Source organism: Pseudomonas sp. MWU13-2862 (assembly GCF_023242495.1).
GTDB lineage: Bacteria > Pseudomonadota > Gammaproteobacteria > Pseudomonadales > Pseudomonadaceae > Aquipseudomonas > Aquipseudomonas gingeri_D.
Genome location: NZ_JALMEZ010000002.1, coordinates 213,577 through 231,016 on the forward strand (window position 1 = coordinate 213,577; position 17,440 = coordinate 231,016).

14 protein-coding genes are annotated in these 17,440 nt (G+C 62.8%); 6 read left to right on the forward strand and 8 right to left on the reverse strand.

Going from position 1 to position 17,440, the window contains the following annotated elements:
- Positions 1 to 25: 25 nt before the first annotated feature.
- Complete coding sequence (locus M5C56_RS04425; RefSeq protein WP_103495079.1) at positions 26 to 1,069, forward strand: autotransporter outer membrane beta-barrel domain-containing protein; 1,044 nt, start codon at positions 26 to 28, stop codon at positions 1,067 to 1,069.
- 3 nt (positions 1,070 to 1,072) lie between these two features.
- On the opposite strand, the gene glgB is transcribed toward M5C56_RS04425, so the two are convergent.
- Genes glgB through M5C56_RS04440 form a run of 3 tightly spaced genes read right to left on the reverse strand, consistent with a single transcriptional unit; the run spans position 1,073 to position 8,675 of the window.
- Positions 1,073 to 3,301: a 1,4-alpha-glucan branching protein GlgB gene (glgB, locus tag M5C56_RS04430; protein ID WP_103495080.1), complete on the reverse strand. Its 2,229-nt coding sequence runs from the start codon at positions 3,299 to 3,301 to the stop codon at positions 1,073 to 1,075.
- Positions 3,301 to 6,636 (reverse strand): maltose alpha-D-glucosyltransferase, encoded by a 3,336-nt coding sequence (treS, locus tag M5C56_RS04435; protein WP_103495081.1) that lies wholly within the window; start codon positions 6,634 to 6,636, stop codon positions 3,301 to 3,303. The genes glgB and treS overlap by 1 nt, the downstream gene beginning before the upstream one ends.
- A gap of 41 nt (positions 6,637 to 6,677) precedes the next feature.
- Complete coding sequence (locus M5C56_RS04440; RefSeq protein WP_103495082.1) at positions 6,678 to 8,675, reverse strand: alpha-1,4-glucan--maltose-1-phosphate maltosyltransferase; 1,998 nt, start codon at positions 8,673 to 8,675, stop codon at positions 6,678 to 6,680.
- Between the two features lie 251 nt (positions 8,676 to 8,926).
- On the opposite strand from M5C56_RS04440, the gene M5C56_RS04445 reads away from it, so the two are divergent.
- The 4 genes from M5C56_RS04445 to mapR all read left to right on the forward strand — a co-directional run bounded on the left by M5C56_RS04445 (position 8,927) and on the right by mapR (position 12,490).
- The gene (locus tag M5C56_RS04445) at positions 8,927 to 9,085 is read left to right on the forward strand and encodes a hypothetical protein (protein WP_177143443.1); all 159 of its coding nucleotides are present in this window, start codon (positions 8,927 to 8,929) and stop codon (positions 9,083 to 9,085) included.
- Between the two features lie 75 nt (positions 9,086 to 9,160).
- The gene (locus tag M5C56_RS04450; protein ID WP_103495083.1) at positions 9,161 to 9,400 is read left to right on the forward strand and encodes a DUF3203 family protein; all 240 of its coding nucleotides are present in this window, start codon (positions 9,161 to 9,163) and stop codon (positions 9,398 to 9,400) included.
- A 206-nt stretch (positions 9,401 to 9,606) separates the two neighbouring features.
- On the forward strand, positions 9,607 to 11,019 hold the full coding sequence (gene ccoG / locus M5C56_RS04455) for a cytochrome c oxidase accessory protein CcoG (protein WP_103495084.1): 1,413 nt from the start codon (positions 9,607 to 9,609) through the stop codon (positions 11,017 to 11,019).
- Positions 11,020 to 11,071: 52 nt separating this feature from the next.
- Positions 11,072 to 12,490 carry a GntR family transcriptional regulator MpaR gene (gene mapR / locus M5C56_RS04460; protein ID WP_103495085.1) on the forward strand — a complete coding sequence of 473 codons (1,419 nt, stop codon included), beginning with the start codon at positions 11,072 to 11,074 and terminating at the stop codon, positions 12,488 to 12,490.
- 6 nt (positions 12,491 to 12,496) lie between these two features.
- On the opposite strand, the gene M5C56_RS04465 is transcribed toward mapR, so the two are convergent.
- From M5C56_RS04465 to M5C56_RS04475, 3 genes are all read right to left on the reverse strand, one after another.
- Positions 12,497 to 13,072, reverse strand: coding sequence for a GNAT family N-acetyltransferase (locus M5C56_RS04465; RefSeq protein ID WP_103495086.1), 576 nt, complete (start codon positions 13,070 to 13,072; stop codon positions 12,497 to 12,499).
- A 111-nt stretch (positions 13,073 to 13,183) separates the two neighbouring features.
- Entirely contained in the window at positions 13,184 to 13,930 is a 747-nt protein-coding gene (locus M5C56_RS04470) for an SDR family oxidoreductase (RefSeq protein WP_103495087.1), read from the reverse strand.
- Between the two features lie 93 nt (positions 13,931 to 14,023).
- The gene (locus M5C56_RS04475) at positions 14,024 to 14,374 is read right to left on the reverse strand and encodes a gamma-glutamylcyclotransferase family protein (RefSeq protein ID WP_103495088.1); all 351 of its coding nucleotides are present in this window, start codon (positions 14,372 to 14,374) and stop codon (positions 14,024 to 14,026) included.
- 204 nt (positions 14,375 to 14,578) lie between these two features.
- Between M5C56_RS04475 and M5C56_RS04480 the strand changes: the two genes are divergently transcribed.
- Entirely contained in the window at positions 14,579 to 15,544 is a 966-nt protein-coding gene (locus M5C56_RS04480; RefSeq protein ID WP_103495089.1) for an aliphatic sulfonate ABC transporter substrate-binding protein, read from the forward strand.
- A 49-nt stretch (positions 15,545 to 15,593) separates the two neighbouring features.
- On the opposite strand, the gene M5C56_RS04485 is transcribed toward M5C56_RS04480, so the two are convergent.
- Together M5C56_RS04485 and M5C56_RS04490 are read right to left on the reverse strand one after the other, a co-directional pair.
- On the reverse strand, positions 15,594 to 15,977 hold the full coding sequence (locus tag M5C56_RS04485; RefSeq protein WP_103495090.1) for a nuclear transport factor 2 family protein: 384 nt from the start codon (positions 15,975 to 15,977) through the stop codon (positions 15,594 to 15,596).
- A 107-nt stretch (positions 15,978 to 16,084) separates the two neighbouring features.
- Positions 16,085 to 17,209, reverse strand: a complete 1,125-nt coding sequence (locus M5C56_RS04490; RefSeq protein ID WP_103495091.1) for an MFS transporter — start codon at positions 17,207 to 17,209, stop codon at positions 16,085 to 16,087.
- Positions 17,210 to 17,440: the final 231 nt, after the last annotated feature.

Below are 17,440 nucleotides of genomic sequence, written 5' to 3' on the forward strand. Positions count from 1 at the left end.
TTTATGCGACAGCAAGGAACACCCGATGAAAACGTTCATGGCCCACCCCAACCTGAGGATGACGGTTTATACGGTTTCGACCGCCCTTTTGCTGTGCTCCGCCCTGGAGCTGCAAGCGGCGCCTTTCGAAGAGGACTTCCAACCTTCATACCAGGGCGACACATCCTTGCCCTTGCCACTGGGCCAATTACCCATACTGAGCAACAGCGGCCCATTACCGGGTTGGCGGTTCGCTGGCATCGTCCCGAACATCGGTGACCCCGATCCGACGGTTCACTTCCTCGACCGTACCCTGGGCCAGGGTGAAATCGGTAACCTCGATCCACTGTTTTCCGGCGCTTTTGGCGACCTGCTGATTGTTCCCGGCCTCTACAGCAATCACAGCGGCGGCCAGACACTGACGGCCGGGGTCTTTACCGGGAGCAGCGGCCCACTGGATCGGGTTGACGCTTTTGTCACGGCACCTCGTGATCCGCGCATGGATGGCTTGAGCCCCCAAGGGAACAATCTCGGGGCCTTCTGGAGCCTGACCGGACAACAGGGCTGGCACGTCAACCTGACGGCCATGAACAATCAGACCACGGTTTATACCCGCTCCGACCAGGGCACCTTGCAAGGCCAGGCATCGCGGCAAATGACGTTTTCGCTGGAGGGAGGGTTCCCGATCGGACTGGGCCAGCACTGGATCATCGAACCCCAGGCCCAGGTGGTCAACCAGCAAGGTAGCGTGGACATGCTCGGACAGGCGACTACCTCCGACCCTTCGCTCTGGAGCGGTCGGATCGGCGCCCGTCTCAATGGCAGCTATGAAGTGAACGGCCTGCCGCTGGAACCCTACCTGCGCACCAACTTCTGGCATACGTTCGGCAGCGGCAGCCCGGTGAGCCTGGAGCCGGTCGACAAGATCGCCATGAGTCGCAACAGCTCCACCGTGGAACTGGGACTGGGCCTGGTGGCCAAGGTGTCGCCGACGGTCAGCCTGTATGTCAGCGCGGACTACAGCGGCACCTCCGATGACACCGGTTTGAACGGCATCATCGGCAACGTCGGGGTGCGAATGCGCTGGTAGGCGCTAGCCCTCCGGCCGCAACATCAGCACCGCCAGTGGCGGCAGGTTCAGCACCAGCGACACGGCCTGGCCATGGCTGGCGTGGTCTTCGGTGAAGGCCCCGCCGCCATTGCCATAGTTGGAGCCGGCATACATCGCCGCATCGCTGTTGATCACTTCCTTCCACTGCCCGGCAAAGGGCACGCCGACCCGATAGGCCTCGCGCGGCACCGGGGTGAAGTTGGCGACCACCAGCAACGGCCGCCCTTCCCGACTCCAGCGCAGCCAGGCATAGACGCTGTTGGTCGCATCGTCGCCAATCAACCACTGGAAGCCCTGGGGCACATCGTCCTGGTCATACAGCGCCGGCTCCTCGCGGTACAGGCGGTTCAGGTCGCTCACCAGCTTCTGCACCCCGAGGTGCTCGGAATACTGCAGCAGATACCAGTCCAGCTGCTGATCGTGATTCCACTCGCGCCACTGACCGAACTCGCACCCCATGAACAGCAGCTTCTTGCCCGGATGCCCCCACATGAAACTCAGGTAGGCCCGCAGGTTGGCGAACTTCTGCCAGCGATCGCCGGGCATCTTGTCGATCAGCGAATGCTTGCCGTGCACCACCTCGTCATGGGAAATCGGCAGGATAAAACGCTCGGACCAGGCATACACCAGGCCGAAGCTCAGTTCGTTGTGATGGTGGGCGCGGTACACCGGGTCCTGCTGGATGTAGTGCAGCGAATCGTGCATCCAGCCCATGTTCCATTTGTAAGCGAACCCGAGCCCGCCCTGCTGGGTGCCCTGGCTCACACCCGGCCAGGCCGTGGACTCCTCGGCGATCACCAGGGCACCGGGGGCTTCCAGGGCCACCACATCGTTGAGATGACGCACGAAATCGATGGCCTCGAGGTTTTCCCGACCACCGTGACGGTTCGGTACCCACTCGCCGGCCTTGCGCGAATAGTCGCGGTAGAGCATCGACGCCACCGCATCCACCCGCAGGCCGTCGACATGGAAATGCTTGAGCCAGTGCAGCGCCGAAGCCAGCATAAAGCCGTGCACCTCGGTGCGCCCGAGGTTGTAGATCAGGGTGTCCCAGTCCTGGTGAAAACCTTCCAGCGGGTTGCCGTACTCATACAAGGCGGTGCCGTCGAACTGCGCCAGGCCGTGGGTATCGGTAGGAAAATGCGCCGGTACCCAGTCGAGGATCACGCCGATTTCAGCCCGATGGCAGGCGTCGACAAAGGCGGCGAAATCATCCGGGCTGCCATAACGCGCACTCGGCGCGAACTGCGACAACGGCTGATAACCCCAGGAGCCGCCGAACGGATGCTCCATGATCGGCATCAGTTCGATATGGGTGAAACCCAACTGCTGGACATAGGGAATCAGCCGCTCGGCCAGCTCGCCCCAGTTGTACTGGCGGGACACTTCGCCGACTTCGTCGATCTCGCACTGCCAGGAACCGGCATGCAGCTCATAGATCGACAGCGGCGCGTCATGCCGATGCCGGGCGCCGCGCGATTCCATCCAGGCCTGGTCCTGCCAGTCGATGCGCAAGGGCGAAGCGACGCGCGAAGCGGTGTCCGGCGGTAGCTGGGTGGCCAGGGCCACGGGGTCGGCCTTGAGCGGCAGGATTGCGTCCTTGCCAAGAATCTCGTACTTGTAGGCCTCGCCCGGATGCAGGCGCGGCACAAAGATTTCCCAGACGCCGCTGGGGTGGCGCAGGCGCATCGGATGCCGACGCCCATCCCAGATATTGAAGTCGCCGACCACCGAAACCCGCCGGGCATTCGGCGCCCAGACCGCGAAACGCACGCCGTCGACGCCGTCGACCTGGGTCACCTGGGCGCCGAGACAGCTGCTCAGGTCACGGTGGTTGCCTTCGGCGAACAGGTAGAGGTCCATCTCCCCGAGCAACGGTCCGAAGCTGTAGGGGTCCTCGCAGATCTGCTCCCCCGCTGCCCACTGGATGCGCAACAGATAGGGCTGGCGCTGGGCGAAGTGACCGACAAACAAGCCCGGCACCTCGGTGCTGTCGAGACTGCCCAGGACCTCCTCGCTGTCGCGGGCCAAGGCCTGGACGCCCAGGGCACCGGGCAGGAAGGCGCGGATATACTGCCCTCCGACATCGTCGTCATGGGGGCCGAGGATGGCAAACGGGTCCTGGTGTTCGGCCCGTACCAGGGCCTCGATATCCTTCTTCGCGGGCAATGCACGGTTCACAGGTTTACCTTGTTCCTTGCTCAAACTCATCACTGCTCTCCACCGGACAAGGTTTTCACTTCACTCAACAACCCGCTCAAACCCTGCAACGGCACGCTGAGCCAGGCAGGGCGGTTTTCCGCCTCATAGACAATTTCATACGCGGCCTTCTCCAGGCTGAACAGGGTCAGGGCCGCTTCTTCGCCGGCCGGATCCTGCCATGCCTGAACAAGATTAGCCGTCGCCCGCCGATATGCCTGGATAAAGGCCTTGCGGGCGTCTATCAGATAACGCTGGGTGACGCGTCGACTGGCCGGCCCGACAGCCCCCGACGATTCAAGGACCGTGGCGCTGCTGTAGGCCATGGCCGCAGCGTAGTCGAACGAACGCAACACACCACTGACATCTTTGTAAGGGCTGTGTTTGCCGCGACGCTCCTGCAACGAACGGGCCGGCTCCCCTTCGAAGTCGATCAGGTAGGCATCGCCCTGTACCACCAGCACCTGGCCCAGATGCAGGTCGCCATGGACCCGCAGGCGCAGACCGCCCACCACCTGGCCGGCCAATTTCTGAATATAGTCAAGAACGGCTTTTTTCTGCTCCAGCAGACGGCCCACCAGCGTCCGCTCATTCTCCGGCAACCCGTGCTGGTGCTGCTTGAGCAAACGCAAGGCATGCTCCATCTGACTGCAGATCGTCTTGCTCCAATGCTGCGCATCCTTGGCCGTACTCACCTGGGCACTGAAGGCCGGGTCGACGGTGGGCGCCGCGAGCACCAGGTGCATCTCGCCCAGGCGCTGGCCGAGCAAGCCGGCGAAATCCGCCAGTTCACCGAGGGCGTTGAAATGTTGCTCATGGTCCGAAACGGCGTCGGCCAATTCATCGCGGATCGCCCGCTCCAGATTATTCCGGGTCCAGCTCCAGGCATCGCCCTGGTTGTTGAGCATCCCTTGGGCAATCATCAGCAGGCTGTCTTCGCCCTTGGCATCACGACGCACCACCGACCCCAGCAACGGCGAAATATGCTGGAAACCGGCAGCGGTAAGGTAGGCGCTCATTTCCAGTTCCGGGTGCACACCGGCACTGACCTTGCGGATCAGCTTGAGCATGATCCGCTCGGCCACCACCACCGAACTGTTGGACTGCTCGGACGACAGGTAACGCACCGTCATGTCGGCGGGCAGCTCCAGGGCCTTGAGTCCGGGTTCGGCCTGGAAGTGCAGCTCGCCATCGCTGCCGACCAATACCGTGTCGCCGCGCATGCCTTCGATGACCGCGCGGATAAACGGCTCAAGATTGAATGCATCAGTGATCAGGCCCACTTGCCGCCCCCGGCGGACCCGGGCCATGGCCAACTGTTGCGGTAATGCGGCGTTGGTCTGTTCCTCGACCAGAAACCCGAACGGCAACTGGTAACGACTGCTCCGGCCATCCGCCGTGACTTCGACTTCAGCGAGCAGCACAGGATGCTGCGGGTCACCGAAGCGCACGCCATAGACCAGGCGCACCTGTTCCAGCGCCGTATCCTTGCCGGCGAACCAGCGCCGCTTGGGCAACCATTCCGGCAGAACCGTCTGCTCCAGGGCCGTGCGCGAAGGGCTTTCCAGCAGTTCTTCCATGCGGTGTTTCAGCACCAGGGTGGTGAAGTCCGGCAGGCTCTGCACCGGTTCCACGTGCCAGCTGGGCATTTGCGTTTCCGTGGCGAGCAGGAACCAGTAGAAACCATAGGGTGGCAGGGTCAGCAGGAAATTGAGCTGGCCGATGGGCGGGAACGCGTTGCCGCCGAGCATCTCCACCGGCACCCGGCCGGCAAACGCGGACAGTTCCAGCTCCGCCGCCTGGGCGGTGCGGGACACGTTGGCGACACAGAGAATGATCTCGGTCTTGCCGTCAGGCCCGGTGTATTCGCGGGTATAGGCGAGGATGCGACGGTTGTTCGGCGAGAGCATTTTCAGGCTGCCGCGGCCGAAGGCTTTCTGTTGCTTGCGCACCGCCAGCAAGCGACGGGTCCAGTTCAACAACGAATGAGGGTCGCCTGCCTGGGTCTCGACGTTCACCGTCTGATAGCCGTAGAGCGGGTCCATGATCGGCGGCAGCACCAGGCTGGCCGGGTCGGCGCGGGAGAAACCGCCGTTGCGGTCGATGGACCATTGCATCGGCGTGCGCACGCCATCGCGGTCGCCCAGGTAGATATTGTCGCCCATGCCGATTTCATCGCCGTAGTACAGGGTCGGCGTGCCCGGCATCGACAGCAGCAGGCTGTTGAGCAGTTCGATGCGGCGGCGGTCGCGCTCCATCAGCGGTGCCAGGCGTCGGCGGATACCGAGGTTGATCCGCGCCCGGCGGTCGGCGGCGTAGTAGTTCCAGAGATAGTCGCGCTCACGGTCGGTGACCATTTCCAGGGTCAGCTCATCGTGGTTGCGCAAGAAGATCGCCCACTGGCAATTGGCGGGGATTTCCGGGGTCTGGCGCAAGATATCGGTGATCGGGAAGCGATCCTCCTGGGCCAACGCCATGTACATGCGTGGCATCAGCGGAAAATGGAAGGCCATATGGCATTCGTCGCCGTCGTCGCCTCTTTTGTCACCGAAGTACAGCTGGGTGTCTTCCGGCCACTGGTTGGCTTCGGCCAGCAGCATGCGGTCGGGATAATGCGCATCGATTTCGGCACGGATCTTCTTGAGCACCTGGTGGGTCTCGGGCAGGTTCTCGTTGTGGGTGCCGTCACGCTCGATCAGGTAGGGAATGGCGTCCAGGCGCAGGCCGTCGATGCCCAGGTCGAGCCAGTAGCGCATCACCGCCAGCACCGCTTGCAACACCGGCGGGTGGTCGAAATTCAGGTCCGGCTGGTGGGAATAGAAGCGATGCCAGAAGTACTGGCCGGCCACCGGGTCCCAGGTCCAGTTGGACTTCTCGGTGTCGAGGAAGATGATCCGGGTGTCGGTGTATTTGTCGTCGGTGTCTGACCAGACGTAGAAGTTGCGGGCGCTGGAACCGGGCTTGGCCAGGCGCGCGCGCTGGAACCAGGCGTGCTGGTCCGAGGTGTGGTTGATCACCAGTTCGGCGATGACCCGCAGGCCGCGCTTGTGGGCTTCGGCGATAAAGCGCTTGGCATCGGCCATAGTCCCGTAGTCGCTGTGCACGCCACGGTATTCGGCGATGTCGTAGCCGTCGTCGCGGCGTGGCGAGGGGTAGAACGGCAGCAGCCAGATGGTGTTCACGCCGAGGTCGGCGATGTAGTCGAGCTTGGCGATCAGGCCGGGAAAGTCGCCGATGCCATCGTTGTTCGAGTCGAAGAAGGATTTGACGTGTACCTGGTAGATCACCGCGTCCTTGTACCAGAGCGGGTCGTCGATAAAGCTGGCTGGGCGGCTTTTTTTCGCCATGGGTCACTCCTTGGAATTCATTGTGGCGAGGGGACACAGCGTCAGATCCTGGTGATCCGCCAGATCCCGAACGGCTGGTGCCACGGTTCGATACGCATCCACTGGGTCTTGCCGTACCAGGTCCAGGTGTGGCCGTTCATCAGGTCTTCGCCACGGGTGGCGGCATCATCCGCCAGGCCGAATTCCCACAAGGGCAATTCGAAGTGCGCTTCCTGGGCGTTGTGCGGATCGAGACTGACCGCCACCAGGATGAAACTCTCCAGGTCCGCCGTGCGCTTGCCGAAATACAGGATGTTGTCGTTCCAGGCGTTGTAGACCTGCAACCCCAGGTGCGTCTGCAGGGCCGGGTGCTGGCGACGGATACGATTGAGCTGGGCGATCTCGGCGATGATGTTGCCTGGCGCGCTGAAGTCCCGCGGACGGATCTCGTATTTCTCCGAATCCAGGTACTCCTCCCTGCCCGGCAAGGCCGCCGACTCGCACAGCTCGAACCCCGAGTACATGCCCCAGAGCCCCGAGCCCATGGTGGCCAGCGCCGCGCGGATAAGGAATCCCGCGCGCCCGGAATGGTGGAGAAAGGCCGGGTTGATATCCGGCGTGTTGACGAAGAAATTCGGCCGGAAGCAATCACGCCAGGGCGACTGGTTCAGCTCGGTGAAATAGGTGGTCAGTTCAGCCTTGGTGTTGCGCCAGGTGAAATAGGTGTAGCTCTGGGAATAGCCGACCTTGCCCAGGCGCGCCATCATTGCCGGCGTGGTGAACGCCTCGGCGAGAAACATCACCTCGGGATGAGCTCCGCGCACATCGGCGATCAGCCATTGCCAGAACGGCAGCGGCTTGGTGTGGGGGTTGTCGACACGAAAGATTTTCACCCCCTCCGCGACCCAGCCCAGCACAATATCCCGCAGCTCGACCCAGAGGCTGGGAATCGCCTCGGCGGCATAAAAATCGACGTTGACGATATCCTGGTATTTTTTCGGCGGGTTCTCCGCGTACTTGATACTGCCGTCCGGCCGCCAGTTGAACCAGCCCGGATGCTCCTGCAACCAGGGATGGTCCTGGGAACACTGGATGGCGAAATCCAGGGCGATTTCCAGGCCGTGCTCGGCCGCGGCACTGACCAACCGGCGAAAATCCTCGCGACTGCCCAGTTGTGAATGAATCGCCTCGTGCCCACCCTCCTCGCTGCCAATGGCATAAGGGCTGCCCGGATCGTCGGGGCCGGCAACCAGGGCATTGTTCGGGCCCTTGCGGTAGCTGCGACCGATAGGATGGATCGGCGGGAAATACAGCACGTCGAAGCCCATGTCACGAATCATCGGCAGGCGACTGTGCACATCATTGAAGGTGCCGTGACGGGACGCCCGGTCGGTGACCGAACGGGGAAACAGTTCGTACCAGCTGGCGAACTGCGCCAGGCTGCGCTCCACCTCCAGCGGATAGTCGTAGCTGCGGCTGAGGTAGGCATGGTGATCGGCCTTGCGCATCAACCGCGCCGTGGTGGCCTTGAGAAAGCGCTCGACCTGGCCATCGTTCGACAGATGCAGCAATTCCTCATGCAAGGCCGTCAGGCCCATGGCCACCTCTTCATGACTGCGTTCGATGGCGTGCAGCACTTGCGCCCGCCCTTCCTGCAATTCGAGATCGATGGGCACACCGGCGACGAATTTCTTCTCCAGTTCGTAGCAGAAGCTGGCGAACTGATCGATCCAGGCCTCGATCCGATAGACATAGCGCCCCTGGTCGCCGACCCGCAAGCGGCCCTGCCAGGCATTGTTGCCTCTATCGGTCATCGCGGTGCGTTGCCAGTCGGCGTCGCCCAGGTTTTTCCAGGCCAACAGCACGGCCAGCTTGTCGTGGCCGTCGGCAAATACCTTGGCGCTCACCACCAGTTCCTGCCCCGCCACCGCCTTGACCGCGAACTGCCCGCCATCGACGGTAGGCACCACGTCTTCGATGGCGATGCGCGGCAGCAGCAAGGCCTGGGACAAGGGCAGGACTTCGGTGCCCTCCTCGTCCAACGGTTTATCAGCTGACATCGAGCATCACTCCTTACGCCCCATGGACGCTCTACTCTGCGTAATCTGCATGGCAACCGGCTTCATCCTGAAACAAGGTCACTTCAGTTCGGAGCCCACTGCCGGAACAAAAGTTCAGACCGATTTATCGGGAAACTCCACTCGTCATAAAGCGGGAGTCAAAAGCACTCGGGCAGGGTCCACCGTTATACGGGGTGCCCTGACACATAACAGGGCGCCTATCTGAAGCACGCATAAAGGAGGCCAGCTTCATGAATATTCCGATTCCGGCAGAAACGCCCGATCCCAATATTGATCAACCCACCCTGCCACCGACGGAGCCACAGCCGATCCCCGAGCAGGAACCGCCGGGCAGCACGCCGCCGCCCAGGATCGATCCACCGACGACCATGCCCCCGGTGATCGCCTGAAGCGGCGCGCCTGAAGCATAGACGGGAATGTCGCCCCAGCCGCGCCGTCCCCTGAACATACATAAGGAGAGCACCATGCCCGTGCATATCGAACCCTCGAACCAGACCTGTGCCCTGGAGCAAGGCGATGTCCGCCTCCACGGGCCGGCCAGCGCCGTGCGCATCAGTACCGACGACGATAAAAGCATGTCCCGCGCCGAACTGGACGGTCGGTTCATCTGGATTACCGAAGCGCAAGCCGACGCCCTGACCGTCGCCGGTGCCTTCGACGGCCGCCATCATGTGAAGGCCAGTGACGGTGATTCGGTGATTTGATTGACCTGTGTCAGCACCGGCGCCCGGCATTTACGCCCGGCGCCACAGGGCACGATGGCAGGGAGCGGCACGGGGTAGGACAAGCTGTCGCAGGCCCTCACCCACGCCTATCTGATCCGCTTTTTATTCAAATACCTGAGTCTGTTATGCAAACAGTTCGCTCGGCATAGTGCCCAGGCCTGATGGAGGCTGACGAGCGAAAGACCATGAGCGAGAGAATCCCCGTCCAGAGTGTTGAAACCTTTGAGCCTTTGCGTCCAAAGATGAAGGCCAAATCTACCGACCAACTGATCCATACCCGCAGCTTCAGCGGACTGTTTCGTAACCTGCGCCTGGGTGGCGCGGGTTTTCTGTTCCTGCTGTTTTTCGGCACCGTGTGGCTGAACTGGGGCGGCCGCCAGGCGGTGCTCTGGGACCTGGCCGAAAGCCGCTTCCATATCTTCGGTGCGACCTTCTGGCCCCAGGACTTTATCCTGCTCTCGGCCCTGCTGATCATCTGCGCCTTCGGCCTGTTCGCCATCACCGTGTTCGCCGGGCGGGTCTGGTGCGGTTATACCTGCCCGCAAAGCTCCTGGACCTGGCTGTTCATGTGGTGCGAGAAAGTCACCGAGGGCGAGCGCAACCAGCGCATCAAACTGCAAGCCGCGCCCTGGGGCCCGAACAAACTGGCCCGGCGCGCGGCCAAACACACGCTGTGGCTGGGTATCAGCCTGCTGACCGGGCTGACCTTTGTCGGTTACTTCACGCCGATCCGGCCCCTGGCCCAGGAACTGATGACCCTGCAGATCGGCGGCATCAGCCTGTTCTGGGTGCTGTTCTTCACCGCCGCCACCTACATCAATGCCGGCTGGCTGCGGGAAGCGGTGTGCATGCATATGTGCCCCTATGCGCGGTTCCAGAGCGTGATGTTCGACAAGGACACCCTGACCATCTCCTACGACCCCGCCCGAGGTGAAAACCGGGGGCCGCGCAAACGTGATGTGGCGCCGGCCAGTGTCGGCCTGGGGGACTGCATCGACTGCCAGATGTGCGTGCAGGTCTGCCCCACCGGCATCGATATCCGCGACGGCTTGCAGATGGAATGCATCGGCTGTGCGGCGTGCATCGACGCCTGTGATTCGATCATGGACAAGATGGGCTACGCCCGTGGCCTGGTGAGCTACACCTCCGAGCATCAGTTGCAGGGTGGCAAGACCCATCTGCTGCGCCCACGACTGATCGGCTACAGCGCCGTGCTGCTGATCATGATCGGCGCGCTGGCCCTGGCCCTGGTGGAACGGCCCATGGTCTCGCTGGACGTAAGCAAGGACCGTGGGCTGTTCCGGGAAAACAGCCAGGGCCAGATCGAGAATATCTACAGCCTCAAGGTCATCAACAAAACCCAGCAGCCCCAGCGCTATCGCCTGGAGCTACTGGACAGCGAGGGCTTCCAGTTGCAGGGCAAGACCGAACTGAACCTGGCGGCGGGTGAAATCGCCGACCTGCCGGTGTCGGTGGCGATGCTCGGCGACAGACCGAAAAGCAGCTCGCAGGAGCTGAGTTTCAAGGTGGTCGACAGCGACGAGCCCGAGGTCTACAGCGTGGCGAAGAGCCGCTTTGTCGCCCCGCTGAACCGTTGATGCCTTAGAATCCCGAACGCCGATGCCGATCAACCCGAACGCCAGAGTTACCATGAAACGCTACGAAAAATTCGCCGACGACATCGCTGAACTGATCCGCACCGGCGTCCTCGGCCCCGGCCAACGCGTGCCGTCGGTGCGTTATGCCAGCCAGACCTACGGGGTCAGCCCGTCCACCGTGTTCCAGGCCTACTACCTGCTGGAACGCCGCGGCCTGATCCGTGCCCGACCGCGCTCCGGCTACTTCGTCAACGCCCACACGCCGAGCCCGTTCTCGGAGCCGGCGATCAGCAGCCAGGTCAGCGAGTCCACCGAGGTCGATGTCAGCGAACTGGTATTTTCGGTGCTGGACTCCATCAAGGACCCCGCCACCGTGCCCTTCGGCTCGGCCTTCCCGAGCCCGACACTGTTTCCCCTGCAACGCCTGTCCCGTTCCCTGGCCAGCTCCAGCCGTGAGATGGACCCGCGCATGGTGGTCACCGACCTGTCGCCGGGCAACCCGCAACTGCGTCGGCAGATCGCCCTGCGTTATATGGTCGGCGGGCTGATGCTGCCCATGGAAGAACTGCTGATCACCAACGGTGCCCTGGAAGCGCTGAACCTGTGCCTGCAGGCCGTCACCGAGCCCGGCGACCTGGTGGCCATCGAGGCTCCGGCCTTCTATGCCTGTCTGCAGGTGCTGGAACGACTCAAGCTCAAGGCGGTGGAGATCCCGGTGCACCCGCGCGACGGCATCGACCTCGGAGTGCTGGCCCAGACCCTGGAACGCCATCCGATCAAGGCCTGCTGGTGCATGACCAGCTTCCAGAACCCCCTGGGCGCGACCCTGCCCGAGACGAAGAAGCAGGAGTTGGTGGAATTGCTACGCCTGCATCAGGTGCCGTTGATCGAGGACGATGTCTACGCCGAGCTCTATTACGGCCAGCAGGCGCCAAAACCGGCCAAGGCGTTCGACACCGAGGGCCTGGTGATGCATTGCGGTTCCTTCTCCAAGAGCCTGGCGCCGGGTTATCGCATCGGCTGGGTGGCGGCGGGACGTTACGCGCAGAAGGTCGAACGGCTCAAATTGATGACCTCGCTGTGCGCCTCGATGCCGGCCCAGGCGGCCCTGGCCGACTATCTGCAAAATGGCGGCTACGACCGGCACCTGCGCAAATTGCGCTATGCATTGGAGGAACAGCAGAGCGCCATGCTGGCGGCGATTGCCCGCTACTTCCCGGCACAGACCCGGGTCAGCCAGCCGAGCGGCGGTTACTTCCTGTGGCTGGAACTACCGGAACAGATGGATTCGCTGAAACTGTTCCAGATCGCCCTGGCCCAGGGCATCAGCATTGCCCCGGGACCGATCTTTTCGCCGACCCGGCGCTTTCGAAACTGCATCCGCCTGAATTACGGCAGCCCGTGGAGCGAGGTGTCGGAGCAGGCGATGGAGACCCTGGGACGGATTGTGCGGTCGTTGCTGGAGCAGTGAGCCGTATTATTGCGCCAAGGGCCAGTGCATCAGATACGCCGCGCCGGTCACCCGAATCATTGGATGCGGCACGATCTGACATTCGCCAACGATCGTAAAACCATGACGCTGATAGAAACGGCAGGCACCTGTATTCATTGCATAGTCGATCAGGCTCAGGCCCTTGAGCTCAAGCGCCCGGCAGCGCTGGCGGGCATATTCAAGAAAGCGCGCGCCCAGGCCCTGGTTACGCCAGCCCTCGTGCAAGGCCAGGCTGGAGATGTAGAGGGTGTCGGGAATCTCCAGATCGGCATACGGCGCCAGCACCGGATCGCTGCTCGGCGTTGCCTGCGGATCTTCAAACATCGGATAGCTGTGCAACATGCCGATAACCTGGCCATTCGCCTCGGCCATCCAGCAGTTCTCATAGGAAAAATCCACACCCTCACGGGCATACCGCCGCTCGCCGACATCCAGCAAGGACTCATCGCCTTCAGCCAACTGGCTCCAGATATAGTCGCAAGCCCCTTCCGAGGAAATCTGGAACAGGCGGGCAATCTCGCGGGCGTCCGAGCGTAGCGCAGGACGAAAGATAACGGTCATTCGGGGGTCCCTGTAACGGGCCAGGTAAAGCCCTGGCAGCAGCGTTACAGTGTGCGGTGTCTACTCGACAGGGCGTTGTGCCCGAGCGACATGCCTGGCGCAAAAACCGACTTAGCGTCCACCTGCCAGATCGATAAAGGTCCCGGTGGCATAGGAGGCCTTGTCCGAGAGCAGCCAGATAATCGCTTCGGCCACTTCTTCGGCGCGACCGCCACGGCCCATGGGAATGGCCGATTCCAGCTTGCTGACCCGGTCGGCATCGCCGCTCAGGGCGTGGAACTCGGTATAGATATAACCAGGACGCACGCCATTGACGCGAATGCCCTCGCCCGCCAGCTCCTTGGACAACCCCAGGGTGAAGGTGTCTACCGCGCCCTTGGAGGCGGCGTAATCCACGTATTCGTTGGGCGAGCCGAGACGCGCCGCCGCCGAGGATACATTGACGATATTGCCACCCTGGCCACCATGGCGTGGCGACATGCGCCGCACCGCATGCTTGGCGCAGAGGATCGGCCCGAGGGTGTTGACCTTCAGCGTCTGCAGGATACGGAATTCAGACATTTCATCGACCCGGGACTTGTGCCCTACGGTCCCGGCATTGTTGACCAGGGCGGTGACCGGCCCCAGCTCGGCGTCCACCCGGTTGAACAGGCGGATCACCTCGTCCTCGGTACTGACATCGGCGCGCACGGCAATGGCCACGGCACCCAGCCCGCGCACCTGCTCCAGCACACGCAGGGCCGACTCCTCGTCCGCCAGGTAGTTGATGCAGATGCGATAACCCTGTTGCGCGGCGAGCAGCGCGGTGGCGGCGCCGATACCACGACTGCCGCCGGTGATGACGATGACTTTGTCCATGAACCCGTTCCCTCGATCAACCTGTAACTTGCCGCAAAAGCATACCTGTCGGCGGCCTTATTTGTGTAGTCGCCAAAGGTCGCAAGCGCGGTACTAAACGCTTACATAGACCCAGGCATCCAGACCGGAGGCCAGACGGACCAAGACGCGTTTGTAGTCGGAGACTTCATAGGCATCCGCCGCCGCCAGCTCTTCGGTGCTGATCTGGAACACCATGCCGCTCACGCTGTCCTCGGGGCTGCCGGGACGGACGATGGGATGGTGGGTCTTGCCGCTGGTGGCGAGGACCTGGGGGTCGGTGATCTCGACCCAGGATTGAGCATAGCCGAGCATGCGGTCGGCGCTGCCCGCCAGTTCGCGCCCGAAATTGGAGAGTTGCACAGCCTTGTCCTGCAAGGTGCCGTAGGAAAACAGCAGTACCGGTGTTGCCGTGAAATCGCTCATGCAGGCCTCGTCTGCCAAAGAGGTGAGACAGTCTAAACGCTCCGCGCCCGGATGCCGAGCCGATCAACCCAACGCCCGCAAATGCGCCCAGTCGCCTCTATGGTTATGCAAAGAGGTTATTTAACCAAACCGCTCGCCTCTCATAAGCTCCACCCACCGGACCACCGGCCCCGCCCTTCTCACTGCTGTCTCTGCGAGGTGTCCATGGTCGCCCTGGTTCCCGGCACTACCCGTTCCCGCTTATTGCTTTCAGCACTGGCCATTGCCTTGTCCCTGGGCGCCTCCAGCGTCGACGCCAACGAAACCCTGCGCATCGGCTACCAGAAATCCTCGACCCTGATCACCTTGCTCAAGAGCCAGGGCACCCTGGAGAAAGTCCTGGCCAAGGAGCATATCGACGTCAGCTGGCACGAGTTCCCCAGCGGCCTGCCCCTGCTCGAATCGTTGAACGTGGGCAATGTCGATATCAGTGCCGACGTCGCCGATACGGTGCCGGTGTTTGCCCAGGCGGCCAAGGCCCGACTGACCTACTTCGCCCAGGAGGCCGCCTCCCCCGAAGCCCAGGCGATCGTGGTCAAGAGCGACTCGCCGATCAAGACCCTGGCCGATCTCAAGGGCAAGAAAATCGCGGTGACCAAGGCCGCCGGCAGCCACTACCTGCTGATCGCGGCACTGACCAAGGCCGGGTTGAAGTTCAGCGATATCACGCCCGCCTACCTGACCCCCGCCGACGGGCGCGCCGCGTTCGAGAACGCCAAGGTCGACGCCTGGGTCGCCTGGGAACCCTTCCTCAGCGGCGTCCAACGGCAACTGCCGACCCGCACCCTGGCCGACGGCCAGGGCCTGGCAAACTACAAACGTTATTACCTGGCGAGCACGCCTTACGCCCATTCCCATCCGCAAGTCCTGAAGCAGGTGTTTGCCGAACTGCAAAAGTCCGGGGCCTGGATCAAGACCCATCCCAAAGACGCCGCCGAGATCCTCGGCCCGCTGTGGGGCAACCTGGATGCGCCAACGGTCGAGGCCGCCAACCGCCATCGCAGCTATGACGTGCAGGCGGTCACGGCCGACCAGTTGAGCGAACAGCAGCAGATCGCCGATGCGTTCCTCGCGGCCGGTCTGCTACCGCAGAAGATCAACACCCGGGACGTCGGTATCTGGCAACCCTGATCAGGCGAACACACGACCTCGCACCAGGACAGCAGACTGATTACGACACTCAATCGAGTGATCGGGGGACAGGAATGCGTTGCTGCGGATCATAGAAAAACTGTTCCTCGGCAATACGCTCGCCCTCCCAACGCTGGTGGGCGATTTCCTCCATGCGGGTCACGCTGCCGTCGGCCCACTCGAAGCGGAAAATCCAGCGAATGGCTACATGATCGCCATTGAGAAAGGCCGGGCGTACGCAAGTCGAGCTCATGGAGCGCACCCTGGACATCATCGCCCGCTCCTTGGCGACATGAAAGTCACGCCCGACTCGCGGCGGCTCCTGGTTCTCTTGCAGGGAAGCATCGGCGGTGTAGAAGGCTTCGACCGCTTCGGCGTGGGCATTGGCCTCGACCTGGGCGATAAAGCGTTCGAGGGTTTCAAGGCTCGGCATGGTCAGCTCCTGGCTGGGGTGATCGGCATTCATCACCCCAGCGAGGCTAAGGTCGGCGACCGGCGATGGAAAGGTCCATTCCGACCGATCTGTGCGGTACCAATCGGCTAACGCCGCCAGACCACACAGCCCAGTGCACTCAGGGCTATCGCCAGGCCGGCCAGGGAATACACCCAACTGGCCGAGGCCACCGGCAACAGCACCCCCGCCAGCAACGGTCCGACACCGGCACCGATATCGCGCCACACCGCATTCGACGCCAGGGCCTGGACCCGTCCGCCCCCCGGATTGCGCTCGGCCACCAGGGTCACCACCAGCGGCAGTTGCAACGCCCGCAGAATCAGCACGGCGCCGGCACCAAGGATCAGCCAGTGGCTGCCGAAAGCGGCCAGGGCCAGGCCGCTGAGGATCGAGAACAGCAGCAACATGCGCACCACGCCATAACTGTCGGCCAGGCGACCACCCACAGGACTGAGGAACATTTCCGAGGCATAACGCAAGGCCATCAATAGCCCGGCAATGATCACCGCATTGCCACCCAATACCGCGGAGGCCTGCAAAGACAAACCGAAGATAAACAGCCCATCCAGCGCCACGCCCTCGACAAAGGACCATATCGCCACGCTGTCCGGCCGCTTGAAGCGCCGCCCGGAAGGTGCTGCCAGTTCATGCCCCACCGTCGGCAGCCCACGCGCCACCCACAGCCCGATCAACGATGCGCCGGATAGCAGCAGGAAAATCAGCCGAGGCCCGAAGTGCAGGCTCAACCAGCCACCCACGGCCAGCGCGAGCATCGGGCCGATGGCGATCACGCCCCGTGAACGCCCCGCCCGGCGCGCGGCACCACTGGGTTCCAGGGTCGCCAGCACCTGGGTGGACAGGTTCATCGCGGCAAAGGCCAGGCCCCAGACCAGGCGCAGCAGCAATAACCAGCCGAAGCCGGAAATCAGCGAGTTGCCCACGGCACAGAACGCACTGCCCCCGGCCGCCAGCATCAGGGTCGAGCGGTCGCCGTGGCGGGCGTAATAACGCAGCACATAGCTGTAGCCGAAGATCCGCACCAGTCGGTTGGCCGCCAGCAACACCCCGGCCTGGGCCAGGGTCACGCCAAAGGCCTGGGTGTTCATCGGCAGCAACAGGTAAAGCAGTACGTCGCTGGGCAGGCACAGGGCCAGGACGGTGGCGGAACGGCGGGAGGCGGAATCGGTCGGGTGAGCAGCCACGGCAGGCATCTGGGACGGGTCTCCGCAGGGGGAAGAAGCCCACCAGCATGCCGGGTTGAAACAATCGCTGACAATATTTTTGTGCAATCTGTTTGCGGTGTTGCTGGAGCAACAGCGCTTCAACAGAGTGTTCACAAGGCGACACCCCTCCGTGCTGCCCCTGCCAACGGTCTGAACACTCGACTGTGGGAGCTGGCTTGCCGGCGATAGCGACCGATCAGACGCCACAAGCCTCGCTGG

Excerpts from the sequence above, each read along its gene's own strand:
- treS (WP_103495081.1), bottom strand. The coding sequence starts at position 6,636 with ATGGCGAAAAAAAGCCGCCCAGCCAGCTTTATCGACGACCCGCTCTGG.
- glgB (WP_103495080.1), bottom strand. The coding sequence starts at position 3,301 with ATGAGTTTGAGCAAGGAACAAGGTAAACCTGTGAACCGTGCATTGCCC.
- ccoG (WP_103495084.1), top strand. The coding sequence starts at position 9,607 with ATGAGCGAGAGAATCCCCGTCCAGAGTGTTGAAACCTTTGAGCCTTTG.
- M5C56_RS04490 (WP_103495091.1), bottom strand. The coding sequence starts at position 17,209 with ATGCCTGCCGTGGCTGCTCACCCGACCGATTCCGCCTCCCGCCGTTCC.
- mapR (WP_103495085.1), top strand. The coding sequence starts at position 11,072 with ATGAAACGCTACGAAAAATTCGCCGACGACATCGCTGAACTGATCCGC.
- M5C56_RS04425 (WP_103495079.1), top strand. The coding sequence starts at position 26 with ATGAAAACGTTCATGGCCCACCCCAACCTGAGGATGACGGTTTATACG.
- M5C56_RS04475 (WP_103495088.1), bottom strand. The coding sequence starts at position 14,374 with ATGAGCGATTTCACGGCAACACCGGTACTGCTGTTTTCCTACGGCACC.
- M5C56_RS04450 (WP_103495083.1), top strand. The coding sequence starts at position 9,161 with ATGCCCGTGCATATCGAACCCTCGAACCAGACCTGTGCCCTGGAGCAA.
- M5C56_RS04470 (WP_103495087.1), bottom strand. The coding sequence starts at position 13,930 with ATGGACAAAGTCATCGTCATCACCGGCGGCAGTCGTGGTATCGGCGCC.
- M5C56_RS04440 (WP_103495082.1), bottom strand. The coding sequence starts at position 8,675 with ATGTCAGCTGATAAACCGTTGGACGAGGAGGGCACCGAAGTCCTGCCC.
- M5C56_RS04445 (WP_177143443.1), top strand. The coding sequence starts at position 8,927 with ATGAATATTCCGATTCCGGCAGAAACGCCCGATCCCAATATTGATCAA.
- M5C56_RS04485 (WP_103495090.1), bottom strand. The coding sequence starts at position 15,977 with ATGCCGAGCCTTGAAACCCTCGAACGCTTTATCGCCCAGGTCGAGGCC.
- M5C56_RS04465 (WP_103495086.1), bottom strand. The coding sequence starts at position 13,072 with ATGACCGTTATCTTTCGTCCTGCGCTACGCTCGGACGCCCGCGAGATT.
- M5C56_RS04480 (WP_103495089.1), top strand. The coding sequence starts at position 14,579 with ATGGTCGCCCTGGTTCCCGGCACTACCCGTTCCCGCTTATTGCTTTCA.